This window comes from Paenibacillus sp. 2TAB23, from assembly GCF_052115165.1.
Taxonomy (GTDB): domain Bacteria; phylum Bacillota; class Bacilli; order Paenibacillales; family Paenibacillaceae; genus Pristimantibacillus.
Genome location: NZ_JBFRGD010000002.1, coordinates 172,273 through 185,135, shown reverse-complemented (window position 1 = coordinate 185,135; position 12,863 = coordinate 172,273). Strand labels below are relative to the sequence as shown.

At 50.1% G+C, this 12,863-nt stretch carries 12 protein-coding genes; 1 reads left to right on the top strand and 11 read right to left on the bottom strand.

Going from position 1 to position 12,863, the window contains the following annotated elements; genetic code table 11:
- Window positions 1–145 precede the first annotated feature (145 nt).
- Window positions 146–487: a 50S ribosomal protein L19 gene (rplS, locus tag AB4Z29_RS03575; RefSeq protein ID WP_053375699.1), complete on the bottom strand. Its 342-nt coding sequence runs from the start codon at window positions 485–487 to the stop codon at window positions 146–148.
- A gap of 201 nt (window positions 488–688) precedes the next feature.
- Between rplS and AB4Z29_RS03570 the strand changes: the two genes are divergently transcribed.
- On the top strand, window positions 689–2,104 hold the full coding sequence (locus AB4Z29_RS03570) for a CAP-associated domain-containing protein (protein WP_441941739.1): 1,416 nt from the start codon (window positions 689–691) through the stop codon (window positions 2,102–2,104).
- A gap of 59 nt (window positions 2,105–2,163) precedes the next feature.
- Here the strand turns inward: AB4Z29_RS03570 and trmD are convergent, their stop codons facing one another.
- The 10 genes from trmD to fabF form a co-directional block, all read right to left on the bottom strand.
- On the bottom strand, window positions 2,164–2,934 hold the full coding sequence (gene trmD / locus AB4Z29_RS03565; protein WP_441941738.1) for a tRNA (guanosine(37)-N1)-methyltransferase TrmD: 771 nt from the start codon (window positions 2,932–2,934) through the stop codon (window positions 2,164–2,166).
- Window positions 2,935–2,937: 3 nt separating this feature from the next.
- Window positions 2,938–3,462 (bottom strand): ribosome maturation factor RimM, encoded by a 525-nt coding sequence (gene rimM / locus AB4Z29_RS03560; protein ID WP_441941737.1) that lies wholly within the window; start codon window positions 3,460–3,462, stop codon window positions 2,938–2,940.
- Window positions 3,463–3,634: 172 nt separating this feature from the next.
- Complete coding sequence (locus tag AB4Z29_RS03555; protein WP_053375695.1) at window positions 3,635–3,865, bottom strand: KH domain-containing protein; 231 nt, start codon at window positions 3,863–3,865, stop codon at window positions 3,635–3,637.
- A gap of 25 nt (window positions 3,866–3,890) precedes the next feature.
- The gene (gene rpsP, locus AB4Z29_RS03550) at window positions 3,891–4,163 is read right to left on the bottom strand and encodes a 30S ribosomal protein S16 (protein ID WP_053375694.1); all 273 of its coding nucleotides are present in this window, start codon (window positions 4,161–4,163) and stop codon (window positions 3,891–3,893) included.
- Window positions 4,164–4,196: 33 nt separating this feature from the next.
- On the bottom strand, window positions 4,197–5,573 hold the full coding sequence (gene ffh, locus AB4Z29_RS03545) for a signal recognition particle protein (RefSeq protein ID WP_441941736.1): 1,377 nt from the start codon (window positions 5,571–5,573) through the stop codon (window positions 4,197–4,199).
- 26 nt (window positions 5,574–5,599) lie between these two features.
- A complete protein-coding gene (locus tag AB4Z29_RS03540; RefSeq protein ID WP_441941735.1) occupies window positions 5,600–5,962 on the bottom strand; it encodes a putative DNA-binding protein in 363 nt (120 codons plus the stop codon).
- Between the two features lie 168 nt (window positions 5,963–6,130).
- Window positions 6,131–7,138, bottom strand: coding sequence for a signal recognition particle-docking protein FtsY (ftsY, locus tag AB4Z29_RS03535; protein ID WP_441941734.1), 1,008 nt, complete (start codon window positions 7,136–7,138; stop codon window positions 6,131–6,133).
- A 42-nt stretch (window positions 7,139–7,180) separates the two neighbouring features.
- The gene (gene smc, locus AB4Z29_RS03530) at window positions 7,181–10,756 is read right to left on the bottom strand and encodes a chromosome segregation protein SMC (protein WP_441941733.1); all 3,576 of its coding nucleotides are present in this window, start codon (window positions 10,754–10,756) and stop codon (window positions 7,181–7,183) included.
- A 157-nt stretch (window positions 10,757–10,913) separates the two neighbouring features.
- Entirely contained in the window at window positions 10,914–11,618 is a 705-nt protein-coding gene (rnc, locus tag AB4Z29_RS03525) for a ribonuclease III (RefSeq protein ID WP_441941732.1), read from the bottom strand.
- Window positions 11,608–12,849, bottom strand: coding sequence for a beta-ketoacyl-ACP synthase II (gene fabF / locus AB4Z29_RS03520; protein ID WP_441941731.1), 1,242 nt, complete (start codon window positions 12,847–12,849; stop codon window positions 11,608–11,610). The genes rnc and fabF overlap by 11 nt, the downstream gene beginning before the upstream one ends.
- Window positions 12,850–12,863 lie beyond the last annotated feature (14 nt).

Genomic DNA, 12,863 nt, shown 5'->3' with positions numbered 1-12,863 from the left:
CATGATCATTGCCATTGACCGGTTCGTCATTACGCTGCTGAGAGTCCACTCTGCTCGCCTTCTTCCCATATGCTGTAATATGTAAACGACCTTTAGAAATAACGAAAAGGAGCTTGTTTGCGCAAGCCCCTCTTGTCGTTTGTTCTTAACGAATTTCTTTAATACGAGCAGCTTTTCCGCGAAGACTACGTAGGTAGTACAATTTCGCGCGACGTACTTTACCACGGCGAGCCACTTCGATTTTTTCGATTTTAGGCGAGTTAAGCGGGAAAGTTCTTTCCACACCAACACCGTAGGAAATTTTACGCACTGTAAAAGTTTCGCTAATTCCACCGCCGCGACGTTTAATTACAACGCCCTCGAACAATTGGATACGCTCACGAGTTCCCTCGATAACTTTTACATGAACTTTTAGCGTGTCACCAGGACGAAAGTTCGGTAGACCTTGGCGCAGGTTTTCTTGCGCAATTGTTTGCAAAAGATTCATTTGATTCACTCCTTCCACCATAGACGTTCTTATAAGCTCACCGAATTCCTCTGAACCGGATCATCGCTGATAGCGGACCGTCCGACTTTACGAACAACATTAGAAATTTTACCATAGCTCGCCCAATAATACAATACGATTTTTTATTCCTTTTTCATGTATACTGAAATATGACAAACACCGACAGAAGAGGTGACCCATTTGCACCAATCGTTTACGTTCAATTCAGCGATTAAAAAAGGGGGTAAAATTGCAGTCTTACTAATACTTGCTCTGTCAGCTCCCTCACGCATCTTTGCGGAGACAACGGCTTTTAAAGATACAAACGGACATTGGGCCGGCTCCTATATTACTTGGGCAGTTGACCAAAAGCTTGCAAAAGGTTATGGGGACGTATTCTTCAAACCGAATAACCTCGTAAACGAAGCTGAGTTTTTGGCTATGCTGCTCCGAACTTATAGCTTGGTTAACGAAACCTCAGCCTCTGGCGCTATCTGGTCGAGCCCTTACTACGATTACGCAGACAGTCACGGCTGGCCGCTTAGCACCGTACAACAGGCCAAGGAGTTCAGACGAGGACAAGCCGCATTGCTGCTCGCATCAGCCGCAACCGGTCAAGCTTTCACGGAGAATGGTGCCATCCAATGGCTGCTTGACGAGAAGATATCCAATGGTCGTACATCCGCTACGGTTGCCGGTTTCATTCCTAACGGCAAACTAACACGCGCTGAAGCATTAACCTTCTTTTATAACCTGAAGCAGCACTCGAATGAACTGTCCGACAAAAAAATTATTAAGACGGTTGATTCTCTTGGCGGCATCGCACTAAACGACTCGCTTGAGAAGCTCCAGAAGACGCTTGGCAAGCCTGAACGGATTGATTTGAGTGAATATAGCTTCTCGTGGCATGTCTATCACAATCCCGATTACAGCCATTACATGATGTTCGGCGTTCAGAACGCGCGTGTCGTCGCTCTCTTCTCTAATGCAAGCGAAGATTGGACGAGCACATCCGGGATTAAGATCGGACAAACGATTGAAAATATCAAAAAGCTAACCAAAAGCGCAACAAATGCCGTGCTTAAAGATGACTATTATGCTTTTACTTCTGGCAGTGAGCGAATGACTTTATTTTATGACAGACAGGACGCTAATAAAGTTTCTGGCATTCTTCGCATAAATCAATCGATTGCCAATCCGGTCAAATCGATTTATTCAAGCAAGCTTGCGGCCGCATTAGAGCAGCAGCTCTTCGACCTAGCAAACGCAGAACGTGCTGTACGAGACATTCCACTGCTGGAATGGGACAAGCTAGCAGCCTCATCTGCCCGCAGCCATAGCGAAAATATGAAGAAATACGACTTTTTCGACCACATCAATCCCAGCGGCTCTTCCCCGTTTGACCGAATGAAGGCTAAAGGGATCAAATATCATCAAGCGGCTGAGAATATTGCTGCCGGTTACCAAGGCAGTATACATGCCCATTATGGCTGGGTGAACTCCAAATCCGGACATCGCGAGACTTTGCTGGACAGCAAGCTAACGAAGCTTGGTACCGGAGTCGCCGTTGGCGGCAGCTATCAAGTCTATTATACCCAAAACTTTTATACGCCATAATCTTGCTGCTTAAAAAAGGACAAACGAAAGCCGCAACGGACTACCGCTGCGGCTTTCACTTATTCATATACAGGTATGAATCGATCTGTTTGAGGCGCTCTTTGCTTCCGGCGAGCCGTCAGCCATCTGCGCTCCTTATCGGTAAGCTCCGCACTTTCCAGCAGATCAGGACGTCGCTCCAGCGTTCGTATAAGAGATTGCTCACGACGCCACACCTCAATATTGGCGTGATGCCCGGAAATGAGTACATCCGGAACCGCCCAGCCACGGAACTCTGCCGGACGTGTATAATGAGGATGCTCGAGCAGCCCCGTGCTGTATGAATCTGTCACAGCTGAAGTTTCATTGCCAAGGACGCCTGGCAGCAGCCTTACCACGCTATCAATGAGTACCATAGCCGGTATTTCCCCTCCCGTAAGCACATAATCGCCAATGGAGAGCTCGTCCGTGACAAGATGCTCGCGTATACGCTCATCATAGCCTTCATAGTGTCCGCAAATAAGCACAATATGCTGTTCTTTTGCCAGCTCCTCAGCCTTTTGCTGCGTAAATTGCGCGCCCTGCGGGCAAAGCAGGATCACACGTGGTTTAATGGACTCGTCCAGCTTCAAATCTTCTACAGCTGCAAATACAGGCTCAGGCTTCAAAACCATGCCGCCGCCTCCGCCATAAGGGTAATCATCAACCGTATTATGCTTATTCCCCGAATAGGCACGGAAGTTGATCGCTTGCGGCGTAACAAGTCCCTTTTCTTTTGCTTTTCCTAGGATGCTAGCGTTGAACACGCCTTCGAACATCTCCGGAAATAACGTTAGCACGTCTATTTTCATTCCTTAAATCAATCCTTCCATTAAATGGACCGTCACTATTTTCTCTTTCTTATCTACCTTTAACAGAACGTCATCAATTACGGGTATAAGAAGCTGTTTACCGGAGCCTTTGGGACGGTCAACAACCCAGACATCATTGGCACCTGGACTTAATATTTCGGATATAACGCCTAGTTCGTCTCCTTCTTCGGAGATGACGCGACAGCCGATAATCTCATGATAGTAATATTCGCCTTCATCTAGCTCAAGCTGCTTGTCCGCGGATACCTTCAACGTCCAGCCTTTGTATTTCTCGACTTGATTAATGTCAGTGAAGCCTTCAAGCTTCAATATGTATACGTTTTTGTTTGCACGTGAGTTGGTAATCTTCACTTCCAACGAAGCCCCTGATTCTTCATTCAGCATGAGCAGCGAGCTTCCGGCAGCGAAACGTTCCTCAGCAAAATCAGTTTGCGATAATATTTTCATTTCTCCGCGTATGCCGTGCGTATTCACAACCTTGCCAACCGTAAACCACTTCTCGTTCATAACAACCAGCCCTTCATTTGTATGTATCTTCATTATACATGCAAAAACGACTTCGTTCCATGGCAAGGGACGAAGCCGTTTCGTTGAGCGGAGGATACATACAGCATCTGCACCTGCATCTTCACAGAAAAAAGGCTAGGACGTTGATCCCAGCCTTTCTCCCTTACGTGCATCATGACATAATGTCGACGATGACGCGCTTTTGCGATTTGACGGAAGCAGAAGTCACTACCGTACGCATCGCTTTCGCTATGCGTCCCTGTTTACCGATGATTTTACCGATATCCTCGGGGTGAACCGAAAGCTCGTATATCGTGCCACGGTCATCATCCTTCACATTGATTTGCACCTGATCAGGATGATCAACCAATGCCTTCGCTATGACAAGAATCAATTCTTTCATCTCAAGGCCCTCCGCTGTTCAACAGTTATTTCTGTTGCTTAAGCTCATGGAACTTTTTAAGAACACCAGCTTTGGAAAGCAAGTCGCGAACGGTATCAGAAGCTTGTGCTCCTGTTTGCAACCATTTCAACGCTTTCTCTTCATCAATCTTAACTTGAGCCGGTTGTGCAACCGGGTTGTAAGTACCGATTTCTTCGATAAAACGTCCGTCACGCGGCGAACGGGAATCCGAAACGACTACGCGGTAAAATGGAGCTTTATGAGCACCAATTCTTTTCAAACGAATACGTACTGCCATGAAAATTCACCTCCTTCAAAGAGTAAACTGACGTTAAAACGGGAATTTCATATTTTTTCCGAGCATGCCCTTCAGGCCTTTTTTGCCGCCCTTAGGGCCTTTCGGACCCATCATCGACGAGAATTGCTTCATCATTTTTTTCATGTCGTCGAACTGCTTAATAAGGCGGTTAACCTCAACGATCGTTGTACCGCTGCCGGCAGCAACACGCTTGCGCCTGCTATGGTTAAGCAGCTCTGGCTTTTGCTTCTCCGCTTTCGTCATGGAGCGAACAATCGCCTCGACACGGCCGATTTGCTTCTCATCGACCTTCATATCCTTCATGCCCTTCATCTTGTTCATGCCGGGCAGCATATCCATAATTTGATCAAGCGGTCCCAGATTGCGAACCTGCTCCATCTGCTCTAGGAAATCATCGAACGTAAATTCTGCTGTACGCATTTTACGTTCCATTTCTTTAGCTTTGTCCGCGTCGATGTTCATCTGTGCTTTCTCGATCAAGGAGAGCATATCGCCCATCCCGAGAATACGTGAAGCCATACGCTCTGGGTGGAACGGCTCCAACGAGTCGATCTTCTCACCCATCGCCGCGAATTTGATCGGACAGCCCGTTACGGCTTTGACCGAAAGCGCCGCGCCGCCGCGTGTATCTCCGTCAAGCTTCGTCAGCACAACACCCGTTAAGGCAAGCTGCTCATGGAAGCTTTGGGCGACGTTTACTGCGTCTTGGCCCGTCATTGCATCGACAACAAGCAGCACTTCGTCCGGCTTCGTAACCTGATGGATTTGCTTCAGCTCTTCCATCAGTTCTTCATCGATATGCAGGCGACCCGCTGTATCGATGATCACATAGTCATTTCCGTTTTCTTTCGCATGCTGAAGTCCTGCACGCGCAATTTCGACTGGAGATGTCTGGTCACCTAAGGAGAATACCGGCGCATTGATTTGCTCGCCAAGCACCTGCAGCTGCTTAATGGCAGCTGGACGGTAAATGTCGCAGGCTATGAGAAGCGGCCGATTGTTGCTCTTCTGGAGCAGCTTGGCCAGTTTCCCGGTCGTCGTTGTCTTACCGGCCCCTTGCAAACCCGCCATCATAATTACGGTTGGCGGCTTGTTCGCCTTCGCCAGTTTGCTCTGTGTGCCGCCCATCAGCTCGGTTAGTTCTTTATTTACGATATCGATGACGACCATGCCGGGCGTAAAGCTTTTGGATACATCCAACCCGATAGCCCGTTCCTTCACCTTCGCAATAAAGTCCTTCACGACTTTAAAGTTAACGTCTGCCTCTAGCAGCGCCAATCGTACCTCGCGCATTGCCTCGCTAACATCTTCTTCAGAAACCTTGCCTTTGCCCCTCAGCTTGCTGAACACATTTTGAAGTCGACTTGATAAGCTCTCGAATGCTGCCATGTACCGTCACCTCCATTCATTATGTATTATTCGTCCAGTTTCAACTGCGCAATTACTTGAATGAGCGCCTGCCTGTCATGCTCGGCAATGGAAAGCTCATTCACGCTGTTTACGAGCTGCACCGTTAAATGTTGAAGCGATTCATGCCTGACCAGCAGGCTCAGTTTGCTTTCGTAGCTCTCAAGCACCTGTTCGGCCCGTTTGATATGCTCGTACACCGCTTGTCGGCTAATTCCGAACTCTGCCGCAATCTCCCCAAGGGAGAAATCATCATGGAAATAATATTTGAGAAACGTCCGCTGCTTCTCAGTCAAGAGCGGCTCGTAAAAGTCGAACAACAAGTTTATTCGGGTTGTTTTGGACAAGGCATCTGGTTCATTTGCTTTCATCCCCTCAGCCCCTCCTGTTATTAAGCTTGTTTCGCCGACAAGGTAAATACCTTTACACCTGACAACGTCTTTTATCATACATGACGCTATAGGCTGCTGTCAAGCATTTCACCTTGTCACCTTTTTGAGCAGCTTATGCTATAAGCGCAGTCGTGCATGAAACGAGTATTACTCCTGCGTTTTCTCTGCTTCTTCCGCTTCCTCGCGCTGTATCAAGCCAGCGAACAGCGCATGAATGAATTGCTCGGAATCAAACTGCTGAAGGTCGCCCATCTTCTCGCCTAACCCAACCAGCTTAACCGGCAAGCTGAGCTCATTGCGGATCGCGATCACAATCCCGCCTTTAGCTGTGCCATCCAGCTTCGTGAGCACAAGCCCGGTAACGCCGCTTTTCTCGCCGAACAGCTTCGCTTGGCTAAGGGCATTTTGGCCTGTCGTTGCATCCAGGACGAGCAGCACCTCATGCGGAGCATCCGGCAGCTCGCGCTGAATGACGCGGAAAATCTTGTTCAGCTCTTCCATCAGGTTCGTTTTGTTCTGCAGCCGTCCAGCTGTATCACATAATAGGACATCCACGCCGCGCTGCTTAGCAGCTTGTACCGCATCGAACATGACGGCTGCCGGATCTGAACCGGATTGCTGCTTGATGACATCAACCCCGACTCGCTGTCCCCATACTTCAAGCTGCTCGATTGCGCCGGCGCGGAACGTATCTCCTGCTGCCATAAGAACGCTTTTTCCTTCGCTTTTGAATTTATGTGCGAGCTTTCCGATTGTTGTCGTTTTTCCGACGCCGTTAACGCCTACGAACAAGATAACCGTTATTCCGCTTGATGCCATACGCAAACCAGATTGGTCATCCCCCTTCATGAGGTTAATGAGCTTCTCTGACAGAATGGGCTGCAAGTCAGCAGCATCCTCTATTTTCCGCTTCTTCACCTCGACGCGAAGATCGTCAATGAGCTGCATGACCGTGTTGACGCCAACATCCGCCCCGATAAGAATTTCTTCAAGCTCTTCATAAAACTGCTCGTCAATCTTCTTGCGACGCGTAATGAGCTCCTCGACCTTCTCCACAAATGCCGTACGGGTTTTGGTCAAGCCTTCCTTGAATATATTCGTTACCGCTTCCGTTTTTGTTGCGATGCTTTCCTTCAGTCTCTTAAAAAAACTCATCGTTCCCACTCCTCATCCTCACATTGCCGGCATGTCTATTCTTTATGCGGATACCGGCTCTTCATCCTCTAGGCGCACGGATACCAGCTTCGATACGCCGCCTTCCTCCATCGTAACGCCATACAGCACATCCGCCTCTTCCATCGTTCCTTTGCGGTGCGTTACGACGATAAATTGCGTTAATTCCGAGAATTCCCGCAAATACTGCGCAAAGCGCGATACATTCGCCTCATCGAGCGCAGCTTCTACCTCATCAAGCACACAGAACGGAACAGGCTTCACCTGCAGAATGGCAAACAGCAGCGCAATGGCCGTCAATGCGCGTTCTCCCCCTGAGAGCAGTTGAAGATTTTGCAGCTTTTTGCCAGGAGGCTGGGCGACGATATCAATGCCCGTGTCCAAGACGCGGTCCGGTTCAACGAGCACAAGATCTGCACGTCCTCCGCCAAAAAGCTTCGCGAAAACAACGACAAAGTGGCCGCGAATAGCTTCAAAGGTCGTTTTGAAACGCTTCGACATCTCTTCGTCCATCTCACGGATAACCTGATACAGTGTTGTTTTCGCCTCGATCAAGTCATTCTTCTGCTCGGACAAGAACTCGAACCGTTCACTGACACGCTCATATTCTTCAATTGCGCCTAAGTTTACCTCGCCTAGCGAAGTAATTTGTCGCTTAATATCCCTAACTTCGTTCTGGGTACCAAGCACATCTTCCGGCACCTTATACTGCTCCTTCGCTAGCTCATAACTGAGCTCATACTCCTCACTAAGCTTGCGAAGCAGATTGTCGAGCTCAACATCTAGCCGGTTGGCAGCAATTTCTGTCTGCCGCATCTGCTCTTCGACTTGTCTAAGCTGTGCCCGCTGCTCCTTGGTTTCACTCTCGCCAAGGTCGAGCTCTGCGATACGCTGCGCACGCGCGGCGCGTTTCAAGTCCGTTTGCTCTGCGCATTCTTGCTTCTTGATGCGGAGATGGTTCAGCTGTTCAATCTGCTGTACCGATTCTCCCGCATGTCTAGCCAGCTCTTCCTCCTGCTGAACGGATAAGGAACGCAAATTAGCCAGTTCCTGCTTGGCTCGCTGTATATCAGCGCGGACGCGCGTGGACTGATCCTCAAAGGAAAGCTTCTCTTGATCCGTTTTAGCTGCAGCAATCTTGATGTCGGTAAGCTGACCCTGCAGTTCCTCTTTCGCCGATTCACTTGCTTTGCGTCGCTCTTCGGCCATGCGAATGGCCTCCTGAAGCCTTGCTTCATCTGTTACGAGCTGCTCTAACCGAAGCTCAGCTGCCTTCGCCGTAGCTTGTACATCCTTCTGTTCAGTCAAATGCGTATTGCGGTCGGCTGAATACAGCTGCCGTTGTTCCTCCAGATGCTTCGCTTCGTTATGAAGCTGCTGGAGCTCAGCCCGGATTTGCTGTTCCTCGATACGGCTTTTCTCACCCTCCGCACGCAGCTCTTCGATGTTATGCGAGCGTATCGAATGTTCTTTGCGCAAGTCGCTCAGCTTATTGCGAAGCTGCTCCGCCGTCCGGCGTGCATCCGTAATTTCTTGATCAAGCGCCTCGATCTGGCGTTGACGGCCGAGCAAGCTGGCGCCCTTCTTCTGCAAGCTTCCCCCTGTCATGGAGCCGCCGGCATTTACGACATCGCCTTCCAGCGTCACAACGCGATAACGATATTGGCATTTCGAAGCGATCCGGTTCGCCTGCTCCAAGGTTTCGGCAAGCAACACATTGCCGAGCAAGTTATTAACGATTGCTGCGTAACGATCGTCCGAGCTTACTAGATCTGCGGCTACCCCAACGAAACCGTCAACGGATTCGGCAGTGCGCTTATCATGCTCTGGCACCTGCCTGCCGCGGATGACATCAAGCGGCAGGAACGTAGCCCTGCCTAACTGACGCTGCTTCAAAAAAGCAATCGCGGTACGGGCTGTTTTCTCATCTTCCATGACGATATGCTGCAAAGCCCCGCCAAGCGCTGTCTCAACAGCCGTTTCAATACGCTCAGGAACGCGGATCAGCTCGGCAACGGCACCGTGTACGCCGCTTATGCCGCTATTGCCTCTTCTTGAGGCTTTGAGCACTTCTTTAACGCCTTGCATAAAGCCATCTAATGCATCCTGCATTTCCTTCATCGTATCGCGGCGTGAAATGTGGCTGTCCAGCTTCTGATCCCACTTTCGGATCGCCAGCGTAACCTCTTCCAAACTCTGAGATATCTCTCTCGTTTTTTCCGATTCCGTCAGCGTCTTGCTTCTTGCCTGCTCCAGACGGGCTAGCGTGGCTTCAAGCGCCGAAGCAAGCATCGATCTTCTCTCGTCCAGCTTCGCCTGCTGATCGAGCCATTTGGCCTCATCCTCGCTAATCCGCTCCATACGCCGCTGCAGTGTTTCCTGCTGCTGCGACGCATAACGGATCTCATTACGGTGCTGAGCCATAGCGCTTAAGACTTCAAGCAGCTCGCTTTTAAGCGTTTCTTCCGCATCCGCGACAGCTCCGCCTGCCACACCGAGCAAGCGGGCTTCCTCGTCAGCAATCTTCGACCTTAGATCCGCAAGCTGCAGTTGCAGCGCTGCCGCGCGGCTGCGGAATTCCGCTTCTTCCTGCGACAATGCCACGATACGGGCATCCTGTGCTGCAATCGATTCCTCAAGCTTCTCTTTGTTCTGGTCCAAATTGCGCTTACGTTCCTTCAAAACCTCGCCGTAGCCCTCGCACTTTTCGAAATCCTCGCTAATTTGCAGCATCGCCTCATGCAGCTGGTCGAGTTCCAATTCAAGATCCCGAAGCTGCTGGCGATCTTTCTCCAGATGCGCATCATGCTTGCTGACTACGGTTGATAGCTGAAGCTGCTCTTGCTGCAGACGCTCCAGCTTGCCGTTAGCCTCCGTCCACGATCCGTGTATCTGTTCAATGTTATGTACGTACATTGAAATTTCTTTTGTCTTGAGCTGCTCCTTCAGCGCTTTGAACTGGATAGCCTTCTCCGACTGCTTGCGGAGGGGAGTAACCTGATCCTCAAGCTCAGTCACAAGATCGTGAATACGGAGCAAATTTTGTTCGGTCTCGTCAAGCTTGCGCTGTGCCTCGCGCTTGCGCGATTTGTATTTAACAATGCCTGACGCTTCTTCGAATATACCGCGCCTATCCTCTGAGCGCGTACTTAAAATTTCTTCAATTCGGCCTTGTCCAATTATGGAATAAGCCTCTTTACCGATACCGGTATCCATGAATAGCTCGGTAATATCTTTCAGCCTGCATGGCTGCTTGTTTATTAAATATTCACTATCTCCGCTTCGGTGCACTCGGCGCGTGACGGTGACCTCATTGTATTCTAGGGGCAACGCGCCATCCGAATTGTCAAGCGTCAGTGAAACCTCACTGTAGTTGACCGCCTTGCGCGCATCGCTCCCGGCAAAAATAATATCCTCCATTTTGCCGCCGCGCAAGCTCTTAGCGCTTTGCTCGCCGAGAACCCAGCGAATACCGTCAGAGATATTGCTTTTCCCGCTGCCATTCGGGCCTACAACCGCAGTAATGCCGGTTACGAATTCCATTTCGGTCCGATCGGCGAAAGACTTAAAGCCTGATAATTCAATCCGTTTCAGAAACATGTCTTGGTTTTCACCTCACCCCTCATTGTACCACAATTCATAGGCCTTGATAACCATTCCAGCCGCTAAATACGACCACTCCACGTCAGCATATTCTCCTTATCAAAAAGAGAGTATCCTGCAGGCTGCATCGCCTGTTAGATACTCTCTTATCCGTTTAACCTTGCTCTTGCGATAGCGTGCGCCATGCCTCCGCCGCCGCTCGCTGCTCCGCTTCCTTCTTCGTCCTCCCGCTGCCAATGCCGAAGCGCTCTTCACCGAGATAGACTTCAACAACAAATTCACGGTCGTGTGCTGGTCCGCGTTCCTCTATAATCCGGTACTCGACTGCGCCGAGGCCATGATGCTGAGAGCGCTCCTGCAGCTTGGACTTGGAGTCTTTCACAAGCAACCCGTAATCGTTCGATTCGACGAACGGGAACATATGCTCATTCAGAAAGGCTCTAGTCTGTTCAATCCCGGCATCGAGAAAAATCGCGCCTACGAATGACTCGAACAGATCAGCCAGCAGCGCTTGTCTCTGCCTGCCTCCGAGCTGCTCCTCACCGCGCCCCAGCAATACGTGCGAGCCAAGTTCCAAACGTTCTGCAAACTGTGCAAGCGACGGCTCGCAGACGATGGAAGCACGCATTCTCGTAAGCTCGCCTTCCGGCCTCTGGGGATACGTTGCGAACAAATATTCCGAAACAAGCAGTTGAAGCACAGCATCGCCAAGAAACTCCAAGCGTTCATTGTCCTGTGCGGAGCCGCGCTTGTGCTCGTTAACGTAAGAGGTATGGGTGAATGCCTGCTTCAGCAGTTTCGTCCGCTTGAAGCTAAGCTGCAGCCTCTGCTGCAGCTCATAGAAGGAATCACGCTTCATAAACTTTCATCACGATCGACGCATTATGTCCGCCAAAGCCGAAGGAGTTGGACAAAGCCGTTCTCACATTCGCTTCACGCGGTGTATTGGGCACGTAATCCAGGTCACATTCCGGATCCGGATTGTCTAAATTGATAGTCGGTGCAATAATGCCATTTTTTAGCGTTAAGCCTAAAATGACAGCTTCGACGCCTCCTGCCGCGCCGAGCAAATGACCCGTCATCGATTTGGTCGAACTTACCGCTACTTTATAAGCATGGTCGCCAAGCGCCTTCTTAATCGCTTTCGTCTCCGAACGATCTCCTACAGGCGTAGAAGTACCATGCGCATTGATGTAATCAATGTCAGTAGGTTCAATGCCCGCATCCTTCAATGCTTTCACCATACAGCGCGCAGCGCCATCCGGGTCCGGCTCAGTCATGTGATGAGCGTCGCCACTCATGCCGTAGCCAATGACCTCTGCATAAATCTTCGCGCCGCGTGCCTGTGCATGCTCAAGAGATTCCAGTACCAATACGCCTGCGCCCTCGCCCATAACGAAGCCATCACGGTCAATATCGAACGGGCGGCTCGCTTTCTCAGGCTCATTATTGCGTACTGACATCGCACGCATGGAGCAGAAGCCTGCCATGCCTGTCGGTCTAATCGTAGCTTCCGCGCCGCCAGCAATCATGACGTCAGCATCGCCGCGTTGAATCAGTTTAAAAGAATCGCCGATGGAGTGCGTACCTGTCGCACACGCGGTAACCGCGGTGCTATTCGGCCCTTTTGCTCCCGTTAGCATGGAAACCTGACCGGATGCCATATTTGCAATCATCATTGGAATAAAGAACGGACTAACGCGCTTCGGCCCTTTCTCCAGCAAAATATTGTGCTGATCCTCCCACGTGCCAAGACCGCCAATACCGGAGCCGACCATTACGCCTACGCGCTCTGGGTCTGCATTCTGGCCGATTTGCAAATCCGCATCTTTAACCGCCAGCTGGCTGGCTACTGCCGCGAACTGTACGAATCTGTCCATTCTGCGTGCTTCTTTTTTATCTAAGCCATAATCCTCAGGGACGAAGTTTTTAACTTCCGCCGCTATATAAGTGGGGTATTCAGAGAAATCGAAAGCCTCAACAACCGATACGCCCGACTTTCCTTCCATCAGGTTTCCCCAGAATTGATCCAAATCAGAACCTAGCGAAGTAATAACGCCCATACCTGTAACAACTACTCTTTGTTTCATTCGATTCACCTCTG